21 protein-coding genes, 1 riboswitch and 1 other annotated feature are annotated in these 22,889 nt (G+C 25.8%); of the genes, 7 read left to right on the top strand and 14 right to left on the bottom strand.

What is annotated here, in order from left to right; genetic code table 11:
• Positions 1-147 precede the first annotated feature (147 nt).
• From ABCP60_RS02045 to ABCP60_RS02030, 4 genes are all read left to right on the top strand, one after another.
• Positions 148-495 (top strand): DUF1622 domain-containing protein, encoded by a 348-nt coding sequence (locus ABCP60_RS02045; protein ID WP_092926602.1) that lies wholly within the window; start codon positions 148-150, stop codon positions 493-495.
• A gap of 85 nt (positions 496-580) precedes the next feature.
• Positions 581-840 (top strand) — a binding site (T-box leader).
• Positions 841-933: 93 nt separating this feature from the next.
• Positions 934-1,725 (top strand): amino acid ABC transporter substrate-binding protein, encoded by a 792-nt coding sequence (locus tag ABCP60_RS02040; RefSeq protein WP_343101103.1) that lies wholly within the window; start codon positions 934-936, stop codon positions 1,723-1,725.
• A 17-nt stretch (positions 1,726-1,742) separates the two neighbouring features.
• Positions 1,743-2,354, top strand: coding sequence for an amino acid ABC transporter permease (locus ABCP60_RS02035; protein WP_343101102.1), 612 nt, complete (start codon positions 1,743-1,745; stop codon positions 2,352-2,354).
• A gap of 10 nt (positions 2,355-2,364) precedes the next feature.
• The gene (locus tag ABCP60_RS02030) at positions 2,365-3,024 is read left to right on the top strand and encodes an amino acid ABC transporter ATP-binding protein (protein WP_343101101.1); all 660 of its coding nucleotides are present in this window, start codon (positions 2,365-2,367) and stop codon (positions 3,022-3,024) included.
• Between the two features lie 131 nt (positions 3,025-3,155).
• Here ABCP60_RS02030 and ABCP60_RS02025 read toward each other — a convergent pair whose 3' ends face one another.
• A complete protein-coding gene (locus ABCP60_RS02025; protein ID WP_092926610.1) occupies positions 3,156-3,566 on the bottom strand; it encodes an FxLYD domain-containing protein in 411 nt (136 codons plus the stop codon).
• A 78-nt stretch (positions 3,567-3,644) separates the two neighbouring features.
• Entirely contained in the window at positions 3,645-4,802 is a 1,158-nt protein-coding gene (locus tag ABCP60_RS02020; protein WP_343101100.1) for a serine/threonine-protein kinase, read from the bottom strand.
• 111 nt (positions 4,803-4,913) lie between these two features.
• Here ABCP60_RS02020 and ABCP60_RS02015 point away from each other — a divergent pair, with 111 nt between their 5' ends.
• Positions 4,914-6,209, top strand: a complete 1,296-nt coding sequence (locus ABCP60_RS02015; protein WP_343101099.1) for a hypothetical protein — start codon at positions 4,914-4,916, stop codon at positions 6,207-6,209.
• A 15-nt stretch (positions 6,210-6,224) separates the two neighbouring features.
• Positions 6,225-6,659: a hypothetical protein gene (locus tag ABCP60_RS02010; protein WP_343101098.1), complete on the top strand. Its 435-nt coding sequence runs from the start codon at positions 6,225-6,227 to the stop codon at positions 6,657-6,659.
• 78 nt (positions 6,660-6,737) lie between these two features.
• On the opposite strand, the gene tlp is transcribed toward ABCP60_RS02010, so the two are convergent.
• Complete coding sequence (tlp, locus tag ABCP60_RS02005; protein ID WP_166505089.1) at positions 6,738-6,965, bottom strand: small acid-soluble spore protein Tlp; 228 nt, start codon at positions 6,963-6,965, stop codon at positions 6,738-6,740.
• 304 nt (positions 6,966-7,269) lie between these two features.
• Positions 7,270-7,357, top strand: a riboswitch (glycine riboswitch).
• Between the two features lie 225 nt (positions 7,358-7,582).
• On the opposite strand from tlp, the gene ABCP60_RS02000 reads away from it, so the two are divergent.
• Positions 7,583-8,953, top strand: a complete 1,371-nt coding sequence (locus tag ABCP60_RS02000; RefSeq protein ID WP_343101097.1) for a sodium:alanine symporter family protein — start codon at positions 7,583-7,585, stop codon at positions 8,951-8,953.
• Between the two features lie 99 nt (positions 8,954-9,052).
• Here ABCP60_RS02000 and ABCP60_RS01995 read toward each other — a convergent pair whose 3' ends face one another.
• The 11 genes from ABCP60_RS01995 to ABCP60_RS01945 form a co-directional block, all read right to left on the bottom strand.
• Complete coding sequence (locus ABCP60_RS01995; protein WP_343101096.1) at positions 9,053-10,036, bottom strand: lipoate--protein ligase; 984 nt, start codon at positions 10,034-10,036, stop codon at positions 9,053-9,055.
• Positions 10,037-10,054: 18 nt separating this feature from the next.
• A complete protein-coding gene (lipA, locus tag ABCP60_RS01990; RefSeq protein WP_092926624.1) occupies positions 10,055-10,912 on the bottom strand; it encodes a lipoyl synthase in 858 nt (285 codons plus the stop codon).
• A gap of 179 nt (positions 10,913-11,091) precedes the next feature.
• Positions 11,092-13,077 (bottom strand): tetratricopeptide repeat-containing diguanylate cyclase, encoded by a 1,986-nt coding sequence (locus ABCP60_RS01985; protein ID WP_343101095.1) that lies wholly within the window; start codon positions 13,075-13,077, stop codon positions 11,092-11,094.
• Between the two features lie 77 nt (positions 13,078-13,154).
• Positions 13,155-13,931 (bottom strand): sulfite exporter TauE/SafE family protein, encoded by a 777-nt coding sequence (locus ABCP60_RS01980; RefSeq protein WP_092926628.1) that lies wholly within the window; start codon positions 13,929-13,931, stop codon positions 13,155-13,157.
• Positions 13,932-14,692: 761 nt separating this feature from the next.
• Complete coding sequence (locus tag ABCP60_RS01975) at positions 14,693-17,074, bottom strand: ATP-binding protein (protein WP_343101094.1); 2,382 nt, start codon at positions 17,072-17,074, stop codon at positions 14,693-14,695.
• A gap of 149 nt (positions 17,075-17,223) precedes the next feature.
• Positions 17,224-18,564, bottom strand: coding sequence for a nucleobase:cation symporter-2 family protein (locus ABCP60_RS01970; RefSeq protein ID WP_343101093.1), 1,341 nt, complete (start codon positions 18,562-18,564; stop codon positions 17,224-17,226).
• A 195-nt stretch (positions 18,565-18,759) separates the two neighbouring features.
• Positions 18,760-19,935 carry an MFS transporter gene (locus ABCP60_RS01965; RefSeq protein WP_343101092.1) on the bottom strand — a complete coding sequence of 392 codons (1,176 nt, stop codon included), beginning with the start codon at positions 19,933-19,935 and terminating at the stop codon, positions 18,760-18,762.
• Positions 19,936-20,174: 239 nt separating this feature from the next.
• The gene (locus tag ABCP60_RS01960; RefSeq protein WP_176698697.1) at positions 20,175-20,324 is read right to left on the bottom strand and encodes a hypothetical protein; all 150 of its coding nucleotides are present in this window, start codon (positions 20,322-20,324) and stop codon (positions 20,175-20,177) included.
• A 21-nt stretch (positions 20,325-20,345) separates the two neighbouring features.
• Positions 20,346-20,522 (bottom strand): hypothetical protein, encoded by a 177-nt coding sequence (locus ABCP60_RS01955; RefSeq protein WP_176698698.1) that lies wholly within the window; start codon positions 20,520-20,522, stop codon positions 20,346-20,348.
• A 192-nt stretch (positions 20,523-20,714) separates the two neighbouring features.
• Entirely contained in the window at positions 20,715-21,659 is a 945-nt protein-coding gene (locus ABCP60_RS01950; RefSeq protein WP_092926636.1) for an L-lactate dehydrogenase, read from the bottom strand.
• Between the two features lie 205 nt (positions 21,660-21,864).
• Positions 21,865-22,719 (bottom strand): DUF4438 domain-containing protein, encoded by an 855-nt coding sequence (locus ABCP60_RS01945; RefSeq protein ID WP_343101091.1) that lies wholly within the window; start codon positions 22,717-22,719, stop codon positions 21,865-21,867.
• Positions 22,720-22,889 lie beyond the last annotated feature (170 nt).

The raw sequence follows: 22,889 nt of genomic DNA, 5'->3' as shown, positions 1-22,889 counted from the left end.
TTATAGCATACTTAATAATAAATTAAAATACTTTACTTTTAAATTTATGTTATATTCAGTAGTTTTTTTTAATATTTTGTCATATCTAATTAGTAATAAGTTTTTATATTTTACACAACCTATATTTATATAATTTATTTAAAGGATATGGTTAATTTGGATTTTAAAAATATTTTAGAAAAATTAATAATTATTTTACAAGGTTTATCTACAATAGTAATAATATGGGGTATAGCAATTCAATTTGCTTTATGGTTAAAATCAGAAATTGTATCTAAGACTAGAAAGACTGCTGTTGAAAATGTTACTACCATCAAAAACTTTTTGGGCACATACATACTATTTGGCTTAGAAATTCTAATAGGTGCAGATATTATAGAATCAATATTAGACCCTAGCCTTAATCATATATTAGGCCTTGCTGCCATAGTTATAATAAGGACAATTATCTCTTATTTCTTAAATAAAGAAATTGAATCTATTAATAAAAACTAATATATTAATTTTTAGTATTAAAAAAAAATATTGACATAAATAAAAAATAGATTTATTATTTAAAACAATAAAGTTAATTACATAACTAAATGCAATGATAAGAAATAGTAAAAGTAAGTATCTTTAACAGAGAGTTACCGGTTGGTGAGAGGTGCAATTGATTTTACTTTGAACACATCTTTAAGCAGAGCACCGAAAAGATATCTTAGTAGGCTGTTTCCGGATTCCCTGCACCCGTTATAGTGCTAGAGTATAAACAATTTATTTGTCGTACTCAAAGAGGTTAGTGTCGTGAGGCATTAATAAATAGAGGTGGAACCACGTGAGTTAACTCCCGTCCTCTAGCAATAGCTAGAGGCGGGAGTTTTTTTAGTTTATTTCCTTATGCGCGCAAAGAAATACACTTAAAAAATTAAATTTACTATAAGGAGATATTATATGAAAAATATATTAAAAAAATTTAGTTTAATGATATTAATTATAATCCCTCTAATATTAATTGGAGGTTGTGAGAAAAAATTTACTAATTATAAAAATAATAATCAAGATAATACAGTAGTTATAGGGTATGACAATACCTTTGTACCTATGGGTTTTTTAGATGAAAATAATGAAGTTGTAGGATTTGATATAGACCTTGCTAAAGAAGTTTTCTCTAGGCTTAATATGAATGTAAAATTTCAAAATATAGATTGGAGCATGAAAGATACAGAGCTAGACTCTGGTAATATAGATGCTTTATGGAATGGTTATACGCTAACAGAAGAAAGAAAGAAAAAAGTAGAGTACTCTAATTCTTATCTAACTAACAAACAAGTTATAGTTACTTTATATAATTCTTCTATAAAAAATAAATCTGATTTAAAAGGAAAGTTACTAGGAACTCAACAAGGTAGTGCTGGCTTTGATGTTATAGAAAAAGATACTAATCTAGTTAATAACTTACAGGATAAAACACCTATACTTTATGATAGCTTTGACAATGCATTTAGAGACTTAGAGTTTGCTAGAGTTGATGCAGTTGTAGCTGATGAAGTATTAGCAAAGTATTATATAAGCAATTCAAATAAACAAAATTTTGTAATCTTAAAGGATAACTTTGGGGAGGAAAGCTTTGTCATCGGATTTAAAAAAGGAAATACTTCACTTTCCAATAAAGTAAATAAAGCTTTAACTGAAGTTAAAGAAGATAAAACTTTCGATAAAATTTATAAAAAATGGTTTAACTAGATTTAGGAGGATTTAATATGTTACAAGGATTAAAAATAGTGTTTATTGTATTTATGCTAACACTTATAATATCAATACCTCTAGGTATAATTATTTGCACATTAAGATTATCTAAAAACAATATTTTAAATGGTATTTCAAAATTTTATATATTAATCTTTAGAGGTACTCCACTTTTATTACAACTAATATTTATATTCTACGGACTTCCTCTTTTAGGAATTGTATTTGATAGATTTACAGTAGCAATACTTGCCTTTTCTCTAAACTATAGTGCATATTTTGCAGAAATATTTAGAGGAGGCATAGAGTCAATAGATAAAGGTCAATATGAAGCCTCTTTAGTACTTGGGTTTGACAGATTAACAACTTATAAAAAAATAATAGTACCCCAAGTAGTAAAAAGTATTTTAGCTCCAATGTCTAATGAAGTTATAACATTAATAAAAGATACATCTTTAGTTTATATATTAGGACTTAACGATATACTAAGACTTGCTCAGATAGCTTCTAATAGAACTTTAAGTTTAATTCCCCTACTTAAGGTTGGTCTTATATATTTAGGATTAATTTTCATACTAAGTAGTGTCTTTAAAGCTTTAGAAAATAAGTGTTCATATTATAGATAGGAGTTTTTATATGTTAGAAATAAAAAATTTAAATAAATCATTTGGTAAAAATAAAATATTAAATAATATATCATTTAATATAAATAAAGGTGAAATTGGAGTTTTACTTGGAAAATCCGGTGCTGGTAAAACAACTTTACTTAGATGTATATGTGGACTAGAAGATTTTGATAGTGGAAGTATTGTAATAGATAAAACCACTATGAAAAGCTCTATGGATATACTAAAGTTAAAAGGTCAAATTGGAATGGTATTTCAAAATTTTAATTTATTTCCACATATGTCTGTACTTGAAAACATTACCTGTGCATTAGTTAATGTACTAGGTCAAAGTGATAAAGAAGCTTTAGAAAAAGCTACTAGTTTTTTAGATTTAGTTAACTTAAAAGATAAACTAAATTCATATCCTTTTGAACTATCTGGTGGACAAAAACAAAGAGTAGCAATCGCTCGTGCAATAGCCATATCCCCAAAGATATTATGCTTTGATGAACCTACATCTGCACTAGACCTAGAATCTATAGAGGATATAATAAATATCATGTATAAGTTAAAAGAAAATGGTATGACTATTTTAATAATTACTCATGACTTAGATTTTGCAAATAAAATTTCCGATAAAAGCATAACTATAAAAAATGGATTAGTTGATAATTTAGCCATACTTTAATAAAAAATTTCCTTCACTTGAACTACGTATAGGCAAAGTGTTTCATATCACCGACAACTACTTCCGTTAATCAAGTTTAGCATTTAGTATTAAAAAAAGTATATCTTAACAATTGTTAAGATATACTTTCCTTAAAATGCAGTATTCGTAGCAGTTATTTCGTAGCTATCAAAATCATCTTTTTCACATAATATTTCAACTTTTCTTTTTTCTCCTGGTGCTATATCACTTTCATTAGTAAAAGATTTTTCTATAACAGTACCATCTTTTCCTAATAGCTTATAATCAAACTGAACATAATCTATCATTTCATTACTTGTATTTTCAAAAACTCCAACTATTTTAGTCATGTAATCTTCTTTTTTTATTTCCCAAGTAATATTTTTAGCCATCTCTTCTATTTTCTTATTTTCTTTTTCTGATTGTGATTGTGTTTCTTCTATAGCATGGTTAACACTAGATGCACCTTGTGCAAGCATTAGAGCGCAACCTCCTATTATAACTACAAATCCTATTATAACTCCTAGTAAAACTTTTTTCATAAATAACCTCCATAATAACTATTTCATTATTTATTATAAAGTTTATTTATAGCCTATTGGTATGCTCATAGCATACAACTACCCTACAATATGAGTTAATGGTATACCTAGACCCCAAAATATTATATTAGAATATAGTACATATCCAAGTATCTTTATATGTAATTTATTACTTTTTATAATTGGTAACTTGTTTTTTATATCTAGAAAATTAGTATATAATAAAAAATACATTAAAAGCATTATTACTACTATTAAGTTTTGTATTAATTCACCAATGCTACTTCCAACAAATAGTCCTATTATTAAAAATATATAAAATACTGTAGATAGTGTCATATTGATCCTATTTCCATTTCTAAACCCTGGTATATACTTAGATTTTAACCTAGTGTTTTTATTAATTTTTTTAGTTTTAATATTTATAGGTTTACTACTATCTTCATTTATAATTTTTTCTTTTAATTTATATCCTATTTTTTTTATATTTTTTTCTTTACTGGCTTGTGTTTTATAAATTAATTTTATTAGATCACTCTTTAGTGCTGATACATCTTGATACCTATCATCTGGAGATATCTTAGTACATTTCTTTATAACATTTTCCAATAACCCTTTATTTTCAACTTCTTTTATATGCTTTCCTGTAGTTAGCACATTCATCATAATACCCAATGAGTATATATCGCTTCTACAATCACTTTGTTCAAATCCAAATTGTTCAGGAGATGCATAACCTTTAGTGCCTAGTAAAATTGTATCCATATTTTCTCCGTATTTATAATTTCTAGATATATCAAAATCAATAAGCTTTAATACATTATCATTACTTATCATTATATTAGATGGCTTAATATCTCTATGTATTATTGGTGGATTTAGATTATGTAATATATTTAATATGTCACATAAAGATATTATATAATTTATAACTTCTATTTCTTCTAAATGATCTGTTTCTTTTAATTTTTCATGAAGAGTTTTACCATTTACAAACTCCTCTATTACTACCAACTTATTATCTATTTCAAATACTTCATATATTTTAGGTATATTTTCACTTTTTATATTCTTTAAAGCATAGTATACATCTTTATTACATTCTTTTAATAATCTTTTTATATATAATTTGTTTTTTATATTATTATGAACAAGTATTACTTCACTTTTACTACTTTTATGTATTGTTTTTAGTTCTTCATATAAAGACAACTCTAGTTCTGCTTCTAAATTCAAATTTAATCCCTCTTTATCTACATTTTCAGTAAAATTATATCATACATAAATACTATTTTGTTAAACTTCTAATTTAATGATAATATTATATTATCTGTAAGGAGGTTTTATATGAACGTAAAAACTATATCCCCTTTTTCTATATTATCAAAATCTATAATTTTATTTATACTAGGACTTATTATGTTATTTAGTTCTGATTTTATAGGAAGTATAACAACTGATATGATACTAACTTTTTTATTAGTTATAGGTACATTATCTATGCTAACTTATATTTTTAACAAAGAAAAGCGCCATATAAGTACACTAGTTGAAGGTATTCTTTGTATTTCTCTTGGGCTTTTTATTAAATATAATCCTATTTTTTTAACGGTATCTATTATAAGAGTAATAGTTCTGTATGCATTATTAAATTTTGTAGGTAGAATTACTGCAGCTATTATTTTATACAAAAACAATGTAAAAGAATGTGTAAGAGGCTTTATTTTTAGCTTAATATCATTAGGATTTGGTGTTGTTTTATTATTTTATCCACTAGATTATATATCTATAGTAGATAAAATATGCAGTATATATGTAATACTAATATCTCTTACACTTTTTTCTGATTTTTTAAGGGAGATTTTAGATATCAATGCCTTTAAATCTAATTTAAAAAGGAGATTTAGGATTACACTACCAATAGTTTATGCCGCATTTATACCTCAACATCTATTAGATAAAATTAATAATTTTATCAAGGTAAATCCTAATAATAAAGTTTTAGTTGAAAGTAGTGACTATGATAATCTAATAGATAACTCTTTTTCAACAATAGATATATTTATTCATCTAGCTCCTGATTGTGCTAATGGATTTGGTCATGTTGATATATCTTTTGATGGAATAACTTATTCATATGGAACTTATGATAGTAGTTCTAATAGATTATTTACACTTGTTAGCGATGGTGTTTTATTAGAAGCTAATACTAAAAAATATATTAATTTTATAAATTCTAAATGCAATCGTTCTCTAATAGGGTTTACTTTAGCATTAAATAAAATTCAACATAATGCTATTAAAGATAAAATATCATCTATTAAAAACAATTGTATTCACTGGGAATGTAATTCAAAGAAAGATCCATTTAAGGAGTATACTGATGAAACAAATCTAATGTTTTTAGATACTAATTGTAAATTTTATAAATTCAAATCTGGGTATTTTAAAACATACTTTACTCTAACAGCAAATTGCGTAAGACTTGCAGATACTATCGTAGGTTCTATAGGTTTAGATTTAATAGCAATAAATGGTATAATAACACCTGGTACTTATTATAATTATTTAGATAATTTATTTAAAAGAAAAAATACTATAGTTGTAAAAAAACAACTTTATATGAAACAATCTTCTATATAAATTGGAGGTGATAGCTTGAATAATGAAACAATAGAGTTAATGAGAGTTTTAAAAAATATAAAAGATGAAAGCTGCTTAGATGAGTATCTAGTAGATATCTATGATAAATATAAAGGCTTAGAGTTCAAAACATTTTTTGAAGATATTTTAAAACATAAACAAATTACTAAAAGTGAACTTATAAAAAATGCTTGTATAGATAGAACTTATGGTTATCAAATTTTAAATGGAAGTAAAAAACCTAGTCGCGATAAAGTTATCAAACTTTGTATCGGAGCAAGTCTAGATATTAAAGAAACTAATAAAGCTTTAAGACTTGCAGATTGTGGTGAGCTATATTCTAAAAATTTAAGAGATGCTGTAATTATATTTGGTGTAAACAAAGGAATCGGTATTCTAAAATTAGATGAACTTTTATACGATAGAGGTTTGGCTTGTTTAGATGATTAATATTTTAAAAGGTAATAAGTTTATGTTAGTACATACTTATTACCTTTTTTATATTTAGGATTAAATTATATATTTTATTTATCTATACTCATTTTTATTTACATTAGCTTCTTCTTTTATTTCACTACGCATATTACTAAGAGATTCCTCTCTTCTTTTATTTTTTTCCTCTAATTTTCTTCTTTCTTCAGGATTATCTACCTTTTCAATCATTTCATTTGCTAATCTAATATTTTTTAGAGTATGATTTATATTACATTGTATTTTCTCAACATTGTCTCTTCTATCGTCTGGATTTGGTTTCATTTTATATCTCCTTTTAATTAATTTTCATTAGTTATATTGTTCAATAGACATATTTTTATTCTAGTTTGATTAAGTCAAAAAATATATATTGTAGAAATTATCCTAAGATTTTAAATATCTAGTTTATATAGCTAAAGTTTTTAATTTTATTTTTTTTGATTTGACATTTGATATTTTTTTTTGTACTATTATAGCAAATGCAATAACAAATCAATACCCGATTGAAGCTTTATAGAAGAGATGTCATTTTGACACACCGAAGGAGTCGCACTCTCAGGTACTTTTATAAGTAGGACTGTAAAGCTTAGGGAACTCTGGAGAGACCTATATAGGCGCCGAAGGGGCAAGGCAATTTTGCTCAATCTCTCAGGCAAAAGGACAGGGATTATGTACTATACTTACTTTTTGTATAGTTTTATAGTTGTAGTTTATCCAGAGCTAAGTCTTAAGACTTGGCTTTTTTTATTCAAGCAATTATTATTCTTATTATTTAGAAAATTAAAAATTTCTAAATATCTTATCTTCCTGTCAATTAATTCATTTTCCTTTATTGATTTATTAAGGCATAAAATTCACTTCGCTTAAAAAATAAGCGAATATATAAGGAGTGTATTTTTATGAATTTAATTGATGTTTTATCTCAAATTAACTCATTTATATGGGGACCACCTTTACTAATACTATTAGTTGGTACTGGTATATTATTTACTTTTAAACTTGGATTTTTACAAATAACTAAATTACCTACTGCTTTAAAATTAATATTTAAATCAGAAAATAATGGTAGTGGAGATATTTCAAGCTTTAGCGCTTTATGCACTGCTCTTGCTGCTACAGTTGGTACTGGAAATATAGTTGGTGTTGCTACTGCTCTAAAAATAGGAGGTCCTGGTGCATTATTTTGGATGTGGGTTGCAGCATTTTTTGGAATGGCTACTAAATATGCTGAAGGAGTACTTGCTATAAAGTATAGAACTAAAAATGAAAAAAACGAAATTTCTGGTGGTCCTATGTACTATATAGTAAATGGTATGGGATCTAAGTATAAACCTCTTGCTATTTTCTTTGCTATAAGTGGTATTTTAGTTGCTCTTTTAGGTATAGGTGCATTTACTCAAGTTAATTCTATAACTGATTCTATCAATGGAAGTTTTGGAATTAATCCTAAAATAACCGGAATTATATTAACATTAATTGTAGCCTTAGTTATATTTGGAGGTATTAAAAATATTTCAAAAGTAGCATCTACAGTAGTTCCATTTATGTCTTTTGTATATATACTAATGTGCTTTTTAATTATTTTAGGCTCATTTAATAAAATACCATCTACATTTATATTAATACTAAAAAGTGCTTTTACACCTACATCTTCTATAGGTGGATTTATGGGAGCTAGTGTATCTATGGCTATTAGAAATGGTATTGCTCGAGGTGTATTTTCTAATGAATCTGGACTTGGTAGTGCTCCAATTGCAGCAGCAGCTGCTAAAACTAATCATCCAGCTGAGCAAGGTCTTATATCTATGACTGGGACATTTATAGATAGTTTGATAATCTGTTCTCTTACTGGATTTTCACTTATATTATCTGGTGTATGGAAAGGAGATTTAAATGGTGCTCTTATGACTCAAAGTGCATTTGAAAGTGTTCTTCCACATATTGGACCTTTATTTTTAACTATTAGTTTAAGTTTATTTGCTTTTACTACTATACTTGGTTGGTGTTATTATGGAGAAAGATGTTTTGAGTTTTTATTTGGTATCAAGTTTATAAGTGCTTACAGGGTTGTCTTTGTTTTAATGATACTTATTGGATCATTTTTAAAACTTGAAATGGTTTGGATAATTGCGGATATTGTTAATGCTCTTATGGCTATACCTAACCTTATAGCTCTAATTTATCTTACTCCTGTAGTTATAGCTGAAACTAATACCTATATGAATTATTTAAAATTAAAAAAAGAAGATTCTTATGCTATTAATATATAAATAAATTACATTAATAACTTATATTTTATATATGTTATTTTAAATATAAAACCTGTATCATTATCTATTGATACAGGTTTTATATTATTATATCTAAAATTATATTATACATTCTATAAGTTCTTCTTTGTTCACTCTATAGAAATACTTATTTATATCAATATTTTCTAATATATCTAATATATCTTTTTTATTATATCTACATCCACATAGTAAACTTGATATATCCTCTATTTCGCCCTCTCCAAAAAAGTCTCCATTTATCTTACATTCTTTTATCATGCCTTTATCTACATTAATCCTAAACTCTACTTTTCCTCCATCTAATCTTTTTCCTTTAGTGATTTCAAATTTAGGAGATTTACCGTAGTTCCATTCCCAAGTTTCAAATTTTTCTTTAGCTATTTCTTCTACTCTCTTTATATCTTCTTCTGTTAAATTATAAACTCCACTAGATTCTTTAAGTAAACTCTCTAGCATTATATCTTTAAACTTTAAACTATCCATATCTTCCTTTAAATAGTTTTTAAGATTTGTAACCCTATCTTTAACTGATTTTATTCCTTTAGATATTATCTTATCTTCAGCTACAGTTATACTTCTTACCATTTCCTCTATGTTAGTGTCAAATAGTATAGAACCATGGTGTAATTTACATCCATTTTTAACACATTGTGCATTTCCAGAGAATTTTTTGCCATCTACTAATAAATCATTTCTACTATTAAAGTATGCATCTATTCCTTGACTTTTTAATGCCTCAATAATTGGTGTTGTAAATGTTTTAAAGTCTATTCCATTTCCATTATAGTTTTTAGTTATAAAGCTAAATTGCCATCCATTCATATCCGTATATATAGTTCCGCCACCTGTTATACGTCTAACTACATTTATATTATTATTTTTTACATAATCTTCATTAATTTCTTCTATTGTATTTTGGAATTTTCCTATCATAAGTGTTGGATTTGTTCTCCAAAACATAAATATAACATCATCTTTTAAGTCTTTCTCATTTATAAGATAATACTCTAGTGCAAAATTAAAGTATGGATTAGTTGAATTATTTTCTACATATATCATGGTTTTATCCCCTTTTGTCTATTTAATAGCTTCTTGTGCATTATACGAACTTCTAACTAAAGGACTACTTGCTATATACTTAAATCCTTTCTCTACTCCAACCACTCTATATTCTTCAAATTTTTCTGGTGTTACGTATTCATAAACTTCTATGTGTTTGTTTGATGGTCTTAGATATTGACCTATTGTAAATATGTCGCATCCTACCTTAAGTACATCATCCATAACCTTAAATACTTCTTCATCACTTTCACTAAGGCCAACCATTATACCAGTTTTTGTTAATATATGAGGTGCTACTTCCTTTACATATTTTAAAACATCTATACTTCTTTCATATATTGCTTCTGGACGAACTGTATCATATAATCTTTCTACAGTTTCGACATTATGATTTATTACATCAGGATTTGCTTTTATAACTATATCTAAATTTTCTTTGATACCTTTTAAATCTGGTATTAGCACTTCTACAGTAGTATCTGGATTTAAACTCTTCACAGCTTCTATAGTTTTTGCAAAGTGACTAGCTCCACAATCCTCTAAATCATCTCTTGTTACACTTGTTATAACTGCATGAGATAATCCTAGTTCTTTTACTGCTTTTGCTACATTTTCTGGTTCATTTATATCAAGATTTTGAGGTTTACCATTAGTTACATTACAAAACCTACAATTTCTAGTGCATTGACTTCCCATTATCATAAATGTAGCTGTTCTTTTTTTATAGCATTCACCTAAATTAGGGCATTTTGCTTCTTTGCATACTGTATTTAATGATAACTGTTCCATCATAACTTCAATCTCTTTTATAGATTGACGTTCATAATTTACTCTTAGCCACTTTGGCTTTCTTCTTACTTTTGTTTTTTCCATATAATCCCCCTGATAAACGTTTGTCATATACCTTTCTTTATACAATATTAGATATTAACATATAAATTCCTTCATACTTATTCAAATTTTAAATAAAAGCCCTTAAAACATTAATATCATTTTAAGGGCTTTTATTTAAAATTTAATATAATTTTTATAATTAAAAGTTCATTACTTTTTTAATTATATATACTATATCTATTTCTTCCATTATTTTTAGACTCATACAATGCCTTGTCTGCTTTATCTATTGCTAAATATATATCTTCTTTCATATTTTTCTTTTTAGTATATATACCTATACTTGTAGTTACTATGTCATTAACTAATGAATATTTATGTTCTATTGCCTTATTTTTTATATCTTTTTGTATTTTTTCTACTATTTCTATGGCTTCATTTTCACTAGTGTCCTCTAGTATAATAACTATTTCTTCACCTCCAAATCTTATTCCTATCCCTTTCTTTCTAATATTCATAAGAACTGAATTTGATACTTCTTTTATTACTTTATCTCCTTCTATATGTCCATAATTATCATTATATTTCTTAAAGTAGTCTATATCTAGTAATACTATAGAAATTTCCTTTTCTTCTAGTTTCTTTATATTTCTCTGTTCATAATCATCTAGATATCTCCTATTATAAAGACCTGTCATACTATCTTGATAGTGTAATTTTTTTAATGCTTTCACACGAACTATTCTTGCTATTAAAATAATAATTAATATTACTACTATACATGTCATAATTAATACTTTTATTTGTTCGTTTTTCTCTTTCTCTTTTAATACTTCATTTTCATATGCCTTTATTGAATATTCAATATAATCATTTTTTATAATTTCATCTAAAGATTCTTTCTTTTCTTTTAGTATTTCATTGTATTTTTTATATGATTCTAGATCTCCTATTTTACTGTATATTTCAGCTATATCAGAATAGATATCAATTTCTATATATTTAGCACCTTCATTTTTTAGCTTTAGTATTTTATTATATATATCTAAAGCTTCTTTATAATTTCCTTCTTCTTTTAATATACTTGCATATGATAATCCTAAGAAAATATCTTTATGAATAAAATATTCTACTTTATCTTCTTTTAATAACTCTGAACCTTTTTTTATATATTTTTTAGCTTCTTCATAATTTCCTTTATGTATATTTATATTGGCTATATTATAATTTAGAAGAATTTCTACATCATCTTGTTCATTTTTATCTAGATATTTTATATATTTTTTTGTCTCATTTACTACATCACTACATTTATCGTAATCACCGATACTTAAGTATGCATGCATCTGATTTATATATGTATTTACCTTCGCTTCTGCATTGTTTAATTTATTTGGTATTTTTATATTTATTGCCATATCATACCAATCTATAGCTTCTTTATGCAGACCTAATTCATATACTATATTACCTATAAAAGTATATGCTTTAGCTTCATACACACCAGCTTTATCTATATTTGGATGTTTCTTTGCTAAATTTATAACATCTAAATAATTATATATAGCTTTGCCATACTTTCTATCCATAGTATATATTATAGCTAAATTTCCCCTTAATGCCATTTTAGTCTCTATATCTAAATTGCTAGTTTCTTCTATATATGATTTTAGTAATTTTATTGATTCATCCTTAGTTTTTGCATTATAACTTAATGGAAATATTACTTCCCAAACTACATTACTATTATTTTTATATGACTTATCTTCCTTTATATATGTAATTGCCTTCTTAGCATTAGTTATTAAATTTTCACTTTTGCCTTCTTCTAAAAGACAATTATTTAAAAGTATATAATTGTATACTTTTAAAAATGTATCCTTAGAATTTTTTATATCCTTTTTGGCTAATTCAAAATTTTTTATTGCACTTTTATAATCATTTATACTATAGTCTATATAACCTTGTATAAAGTAATATTCACTGTCTTTTACTTCATCCTTTAAATTAGCCCTAACTTTATTTATATAGTTTTTTTCTAATTCCTTTTTATTATATGTACTCTCTATACTATCTATTATGATATCTTTACTCAAATTACTATCATTTAGTTTTTGTGCATATACACTATTATTTTTTATTGATACACAAATTATAAATAAAATGGTAAAGAGTAAAAAAATACTTTTTATATTTTTTATCATTATATTTTTTCCCCTCATTTTCTTACTTAGATATTTTTTGATATTAACAATTATTTGGTTATTAAATATATATTTAACTATTTTTTTATTAAATTGTACAAATTAAAACACATAATAATTAACATAGTATATGTAAAAAGATTTTTTATATTGTTTTTCTTCATCTTTCCTAATAAATAACTTCCTATAAATCCTCCCATAATACCACCTACAACCATGAAAGGAAGTACCTCTAAGTTATATACACTAAATCCTTCTGATAAAAACACCGATAAAAGTTTAGACCCTTGTGAAAAAAATATTATAAATATAGAATGTATAGAACTTTCCTTACTTCCCATACCTAGTATATACATTAATGCAATTACATTTATCGGTCCTCCACCTATTCCTAAAAATGAAGAAATTATACCTAATATAATACCTATCAATGCACAAAATCCTATATTATTAACTCTAAAACCTTTAATTTTACCTTCATTAATATATAAAATTAAAACTACACCCATAAGTATAAATAATGTAGTTGATTGTATTTTTTGGCCTAGTAAATTGTTGTTTAAAGCCGCTAAAAATAAGGTAAATAAATTTTTACCTAATATCCCACCTATTATAGAACCTATTGCTAGAGATATAGTTCTCTTTCCATCTAATTTAACTTTATTTTTTATGCTTTTTAATAAAGCTACTATTGACATAGAAAACACAGTAAAGCTAGATAATATACTTATCGTACTTATATCATAATTTCCTAATGTATCAAGTACTGGCTTTATTATAACTCCTCCACCAATTCCTGATATTGCACCAATAGTCGTCGCTATTATTCCTACTAAAAAATATATGATATTCATTAATTCCCCTCCCTTATGCAAAATATCTTAATTTATGGTCTATAGTCATATTTTATCATAGTATTATTTATTTTTTATGATAATTTTATAATACCATTTCAATGAATCCTTTGATTTTAGCCAATCTGTATTATTATTTATCTTCATCTTTTTTCATATTTTTAAATTAATCTTATCTTATTAATTCTTGCAGTTTTTACAAAAAGTACATATAGCAATTCAATCGCTTTAGCTGTATCATTTATAACCCCTCTTATTATGGGCAGCGCATTCTTCTTTTTATTTAAAGGAAGTAAATTTTGTTGTTCCTATGAAAGTAGCAATTCATTTGAAAGATAGGTAAGTTAACTTTGTGTAATATGTCTAATACATTGATGTTTAAAAAATACAAACTACAAAAACTTAATAAATTAAATAATATTGCTATATAATTATAATCATGTTTATTTACTGCATCTAAAAAAGTAGATATATCAAATATTTTTTATTACTTGATATATCTACTTTTTTTAAGATTCTATACATTACTTTTTGTAAATTAAAGCATATAAGATGTATATTTTATATTCTTTAATTATTATCAGTAAACTCCATATTCCATTTATTTTCTATCTAATTTACTATAAATACATTTATAGTCTGCGTAAGCAACTATACAAAGCATCGATAATAATAATATAATTCAAAAAAGGTTTTCACTTTAGCTAGTGAAAACCTTCATGGTTTATAATTAATTATTCATTAATTTATTATATATATTTTTAAATATTATATATATCTGAAAACTCTATATTACACTTTTCTATTTGTGAATCTCTTAAATTTTTATCTAATATAGTTACTTCTTCATCTTCAATTAAAGATACAGGTATTTCAAATATAAATTCACTTCCTATATTTAATTCACTTTCTACCCTTATAGAACCTCCATGCATTTCTACTAAAGATTTAACTAAGGATAAACCAATTCCACTACCTTCTCTTCTTTTTATTAGTGCATCATTTACTTGTCCAAATCTATCAAATATAATTCCTATTTTATCCTTAGGTATTCCAGTCCCATTATCTTTTACAGATACTATTACCTTTTTACCATCTGATTTTAAACTTACTATTATTTCTCCATATTCTCCTGTATATTTTATTGCATTTGATAATAAGTTTAGCATAACCCTCTCTATTTTATCAGGGTCACATGCTAATATTTCACACTCTGTATCAGTATCAAATATTAAATTTATATTTTTACACTCTACATAATTTACAACTGATAGAGTTATATCCTCTATTATATTAACTATATTATTATTAGAAAGTTGTAATTCATAGTATCCTGTTTCTATTTTACTTATATCTATAAGATTATTTACAAGTCTTAAAAGTCTATAAGAATTTTGCTTTATTGTACTTATATGATTAATAAGTTTTTCAGTAGTTATGCTATTTTTATATATACTTTGATTTAATAACTGCATGCTCCCAAGTATTATATTAAGTGGAGTTTTAAATTCATGTGATATATTAGAGAAAAATTCATTTTTCATACTCTCTATTTCAATAGCTTTTTCTAGTTTTTTAGTTTGTTCTTCAACATACATTTCTTTTGTTATATCTCTTCCTGTAACTAAAAAATGATTTTCTTCCTCTACATACTTGCTACCTATATGTAACCATATATATTTTCCATTTTTGTTTAAATATCTATACTTAACATTTTTTCTAAATTTAGAACCTTTTTTAAAATCTTTAACTGATAATACCTTTTTCATATCTTCAGGATGTAGTAAATTTTTTAAATTAATATTTATTAATTCTTCTTCTGTCCATCCTAATACTTCACTCCATTTTGAGTTTGCTTTTTTAAAATATCCATCTTCATCTATAACCCCTACTAAATCAACTGCTGTTTCTAAAAACAATGCCAATTCTCTTTCTGTATTGCTTCTTTTTTTATTTTCTATTTTTATTTCATTAGTGAGTTTTAAGTTTTTGATTAATATAGCCATCTGACCACATATAGCTTTTATAAAATTACTTTGGTCATATTCTGGTGGTTTATTATCATATTTATAATATATAGTTAATATGCCTATAATATCATCTCTTAATTTTATTTTATAAGTTCCTATGTATTTCACTCCATCATTTTCCATTTTTTTGCATATATCTATATGGCTTACTTCATTTATATCCCTTAAGCCATCTGACATATTATTAAAAATTTCCCACTCTATTGTATCTTTACCTAGTTTTATTATACCTTCATGCTGTGATACAACAGAATAACCTCTTCTTATATATGATTTTAATTCTTTTTTATCTTTATCATACAACCATATAGATATTCCATCAATACTTAAGTATTTTAAGAGCTCATAACAACCATTTTCTAATAATCCTTTTATATCACGATTAGATCTATTTAAAATATTGTTCAAAGTTGATACTTGATTGTGGTTATTAAATACCTGCTTTTCTATCTTTTTTCTCAAACTTATATCCCTTGTAGCTCCTACCGTATAAATTACATCTTCATTTTCACCAAGTATAGGTGCCTTATACGATTCAAACTCTTTGCTTATTCCATTTACTATTATAGCTTCTTCAAGTAGCCTTGGCTTTTTTGTATTTATTACCTCTTCATCTACCTCTTTATATAAATGTGCATATTCATCTTTAAAATTATCTATATCATAATTTCCTATCATATTTTCTTTTTCTTTGTTGGCAAGACTTGCTAGATATCTATTTGAGTATAAATATTTACCATCTATATTCTTAATCCATAATCCTATCGGTATACTATCTAGTAGATTATCTAAGTCTTCTATTGTATATGATTTGCTTATTTCTTTACATAATATAAAAATTACTTCTTTTTCTTCAAAAAAATCTATTATTATATCACAGTTAAATTTGACAATGTCTTTTGTCTTTCTATAAAACAACAAATCTATATTTTCTTCTTTTTTTATACAATCAATATCTTCTATATTATATAAAATATTATTTATATTATTTTGTATTATATCCTCTTGTTTATACCCTAATTTTTCTAATAATACTTCATTACAAAATAATATATCTCCTTTATTATTTATAATTATTATATTCTCATTTAATTTATTAAATATCCTTTTCATCGGTATATTTCCCCCTGTTATATCTTTCCCTATTATAATTATATATAACTTATACCTAAATTTAAATAAAATTTTAACACATATATATAAAGTTTTTTATAAAAAAATAGCTATTTTTACATATAAAAATAACTATCTTTTATTTTGTATTAAGATATTTGACCTTCTAATTTAACTTCTAATTCTACAGATTTTTCTTCTTTTGGAAGTACTATATTTAAAACTACTGCTATAATTGCAACTAATACAAGTCCTGAATCTCCAAATATTAATTGTATAGATTCCGGCATATTAGAAAGAACTCCTGGAACAAATGATAATCCAACGCCAACTCCTAATGAAAGTGCTACTATTGTGCTATTTCTATTATTAAGAGGCTCACTAGTTATAAGCTTTATCCCACTAACTGCAATCATTGCAAACATCATTACACTAGCTCCACCTAATACACTTGAAGGCATTAAAGATATTATTGCTCCAAATTTTGGAAATATTGCTGCTAATATTAAAAATACTGCACCTGTTGCTACTACATTTCTATTTATAACTTTAGTCATGGCTATAATCCCTACATTTTGGCCAAACGAAGTATTTGGAAGTACACTAAACATTGCCCCTATAACACTTCCTATACCATCTGCCATAACTCCACCTGCTATTTCTTTATCAGTAGCATCTCTTCCTATCCCTGAATGGGCTATTGATGTTATATCCCCTACTGTCTCAACAGCTGAAACTATAAATACACAAGCTACTGCAAATATTGCGTCTAGATGGAATTCAAACCCGAATGTAAACGGCATTGGAACAGATATCATAGACATCTGAGATAGTTGCGAAAAATCTATCTTTCCCATTGGTATTGCTACTATATATCCAACTATAAGTCCTATAAGTATTGATGCTAAACTAGTTATCCCTTTAGTATATTGATTAAAAATTAATACAGTTAGTAAAACTACTGTTCCTAATATAAGATTTGATATTGAACCAAAGTCACTAGCTCCTACTCCACCTGCAAAATAATTTATACCTGTTGGAAGTAAAGATATACCCATAGCTAAAACTACTGTTCCTGTTACCACTGACGGGAAAAATCTCCTTAATTTTTTCATACTTTGACCAAACATTACTTCTATAAGCCCACCTACTAGACATGCTCCAAGTATCGTTTCATATCCATACTTAGCACCTATTGCTGTAAGTACTGGTACAAACCCAAAACTAGTTCCCATAACTATTGGTAACCTTGCTCCAAATGGACCAACTTTATAACATTGTATTAATGTTACTATTCCAGATACAAACATAGCACATTGTATTAAAGAAGTTTTATCAGCTAATGACAAGTTAAGTATATTAGAAATTATTATAAGTGGTGTAACATTTCCAACAAACATCGCTAGTATATGCTGAAGACCTAAGGGTATAGCTTCTGTTAATTTTGGCTTACCATCTAGTTGATAAATAACCGAACTTTGATTCTTCATTTTATATTTCCTCCCCTATGAAACCGATTATTATTTCACAAATTTATTTAATAATTCGTATTTATAGGTTAATTATAGCATAACAGTATTTTTTTTCAATAATTTATGAACTTTTTTTAAATTTTATCTATTTAAGTACGATTTAATAAGTACTTTATTCTTAATATTCATATTAATTTCTATTTTTTATACTAGTTATTCTTCATTTATTTCTAATTTAAGTTTTTTTAATATTAAAAGTCCGAATGCTCCTATAAAAGAAGCCAACATAACTACTATCCACCCTATAGATATAGAGCTTGAATCTATAATTTTCCCCATTATCATAGGTCCCATTGCATATCCCATTCCAGTAATTAATGGTATTACAGAACTTATCCTTCCCCTATGAGATATAGGAGTATTGTTCGCTATAAAAGCCGAACTATTAATAGCTATTAAAACTTCGCCTATAGTTAATAATATTATTGCTAGGAAAAATAATGACATCACTTTTGAAAAACTAACCACTAAAAAACATAACCCATATAAAATTCCTCCTATAGACATAATGTTCATAGATTTATATTTTTTAGTTTTACTAGTGAGTATAGGAGTTAATATAATTACTATAAATCCATTTAATCCTCCTAATAATCCATACAATCTTGCCCCATCCTCTCTAAATATTTCTCCCATTTGAAGAGGAAGAGAAAATCCCCATTGAGAATATGAAAATTGATATAATAGCATTATAATAGGAAATGCTATTAGTATAGGTCTTTTAATTAATACTTTTAAAGTAGAAAAATCTTTATATTCATCATCATATATCTCTTTTGAGTCTATTACATTGCTTTTTTTAATTTTTGTTGGCTCTTTTACATAAAATATAAATAGTGTTAGGGCTATTAAGGTAGTTATAGCATCTCCTATAAATATTAAAAATAAATAATCTTTATATAAAAATCCACCAAGTATTGGACCTATAGAAAAACCAATATTCACTCCCATATACAATAGTGAGTATGATTCTTTTCTATTTCCTTCATTAGTTAAATCTGCATTTAACGCATCATAAGCAGGTGATGATATTGAATAAAAACATGATGATAATATCATTATCTTAGCTGTTAATACAGTAGTATCCATAAGCCCACATATAATTAACATAAGTGCACCTAAAGCTTGAAATGTTATTATAACTTTTCTTCTTCCAATCGTATCACTTAACTTTCCTCCAGTTATCATACATGGAGCCTGAAATACTGCAAGCATTGTCACAAATTGACCGGCTTCAAAAGCTGACATTCCTATTTTTTGTGTAAGTATCAATGACATAAGAGGATGTACAAAAGAACCTATACTATTTACTATTTTACCTATAAACAATATGTATATCTCTTTTGGGAGTCCTTTATATGTATTAAGTAATTTATTAATAATAATCCCCCCTAAACTCTATTACCTCATTCATTAATAATTAATATTAGTATTTCTATTTATATTTTTCAATAATTTATATATCTAAATGCGCCTACTTAAATAATTTATTCAAATAAAATAGTAGGTTATTTAATATAAATATTAATTAACCTACTATTTTATAACTATATTATTGTGTTACTAATTTAATTATCACTTACTTTTTTATTATCGTCTTCTTTTTCTAATTCATTTATATTCTCAGCTATTTCTTTTATAGAGGAACTATTTGAAAGTATATATTTTGCATACTCAATTGCGTCTTTATAATGTCCATTTGAAAATTTATTCTCCATTAGTTTCCTCCTAAATTTAATTTAACATGGTGGGAAATGATGTTTTTTAGCTAATCTTTCGCCTACTATGTCACCTATTTTTTTATTAGTACTTATTTCTTTTGCAATTTCCATTCTATTTTTATTTTCTTTTAATAACTTATCCATATGTGGATTATTATCTGACCTTCCTTCATTTACTTTAACTTCTTTTTTCATAACTTTATCCTTTCTTTTAAATTGTGCTTACTTTTAAGTTCTCCATATATTGAAGTTTTATTATTATAAGTTTTTTTATATTTTAGATAAATTTGTTTAAACTGATACTCTAAATATTTCATATACTATTACATAACTATAAATAATTAAAAGCGCTACTTAAAATTAAGTAGCGCTTTTAATTATTTATTTTTATAAGTCTAATTTTTTTATATTTTCTTTCATTATCTTTATAGAATCATTTAACTTTTCTTTTTCTGTAGCATCAAGTGGTAAATGTATCACTTCTCTTACTCCATCTTTATTTACTATACTTGGAACTGCTATATACACGTCTTCATTTCCATATTCTCCATTTAAATATGATGATACTGTAAGTACTGTATTTTCATTTTCAAGTATAGCTTTAGTTATCTTAGTTAAAGCCATTCCTATACCATAATATGTCGACTTTTTACAATCAATTATTTTATAAGCTATATTTCTAACTTCATCTTCTATTTTTTCTAAATCATCAAAATCTATATTCTTATCTTTTCTAGATGCTATTTGATATATTGGTTGTAATCCACAAAGTGCATAACTCCAAGCTACAAATTGAGAATCTCCATGTTCACCCATTACATATGCATTTATATCTTTAGGATTTACATTTAATCTTTCACCTAATGTATATCTAAGTCTAGCTGAATCTAGTGTCGTTCCTGATCCTATGACTTTCGATTTATCATAACCAGATAATTTCCATGATACATAAGTCATTATATCAACTGGATTTGTAGCTATTAATAATATTCCTTTAAAGCCTGTCTTTTTTATTTCTCCTATTATAGACTTCATTATTTTTGTATTTTTATGTAATAAGTCTAATCTTGTCTCTCCTTCATTTTGTATAGCACCTGCTGTTATGCATATTATGTAGGCATCACTACAATCGCTATAATCCCCTGCATATATCTTCATTTTTCTTGGTGCAAAGCTAAGTCCATGATTTAAATCAATAGCTTCTCCTTCAGCTCTTTTTTTATCTAAATCTATAAGTACTAATTCTTCGCATGTTCCTTGGTTCACCATTGAATAAGCATAGCTCATTCCCACCATTCCTGTTCCTACTATTACAACTTTACTTTTATTCATTTGGCCCCTCCTAGTTAGTCTTTTCATATTATATACCATTTTTTGCAAATTTTAAATCTTTAAAATTGTTTTTATAATAGATTTCACTTTTTTGGATATACATATTCTCATATATTAAAATAAAATATTTATTTTTTAGTAACTATAGATATACTTACTTTTAACTCAAAAAAAGGTCTTCTATTTAAATAGAAGACCTTTTTTTTTATTTCATATAATTTTTTATATTAGCATTTTCATCTATAATACCTTCTATAGTGTCATCTTTACAAGTCATTATAACTGTTACCCCTGGCCCATGACCTGATTTCACACAATCACTATGAACTACAACTCCTATACTTACAGCACCTTTTAAATATCCTACACCATATGTGTTATCACAATCTTGAAGTAATACTAAATCACCAAATTTTAACTTATCAAGCCCTAATCTCTTTATTTCTTCCATATCAGCTGTCATTATGTCATAATCACCATCTGTAGCAGCACTTTTAGAACCTATACCAGACCCCATTAAATATGCTGGAACTTTTCCTACAACATTAACTTTAAGCTTTCCATTTTCTTCTTTTATGTTTAATTTTTCAAATAAATTAGGATCTATATTCATTATGTGTACATTTTCATAATTATTTAACTTAAGCCCTTGTCCATATGCTTTTACCATTATTTTATCATCGATTGCTAAATCTTCTAAAGTTTCCTCATCAAAATATATTAACACATGGTCTATGCCTCCATGCATACCTGTTACATATCCCTTTTTACCTTTAGCATCCCCTGATACTATTTTAGCTTCATTTCCAATACATGCAAATGTCATTAATGCTGCATTTTCTGAACTATTTTCATTTCTTATAGATACACCTGGCTCTACATGGTCACCTGCCCAATTAAAAACACTATCACCAACAGATACATTATATGATATTCCACCTGTTGCTGGAAGTATCATAGGTTTTCCATCATAACTTATTCTATAGTTTCCACCTATTGGATGATGAATTTTACCTTGTACTGACCATTTAACTACATGTTCTTTATTAGTATTTAACATATATCCCCCTCCTATTTTTAGATAATTTTTTATTTTCATTTATTTTATATTATAGCTATATTTTGGTAAAAGTTGAACAACAAAAATTGACTTTACTCATACTACCTACACTTTTTCTTAGTATTCACTAAGAAAAACCTTCGCTTAAATCTTTTAAAATTAATAGAATT

Source organism: Romboutsia sp. MSSM.1001216sp_RTP31141st1_G3_RTP31141_220114 (genome assembly GCF_039031195.1).
In the GTDB taxonomy this organism is placed as follows: domain Bacteria; phylum Bacillota; class Clostridia; order Peptostreptococcales; family Peptostreptococcaceae; genus Romboutsia_C; species Romboutsia_C hominis.
This window is presented reverse-complemented; position numbering and strand designations above follow the sequence as displayed.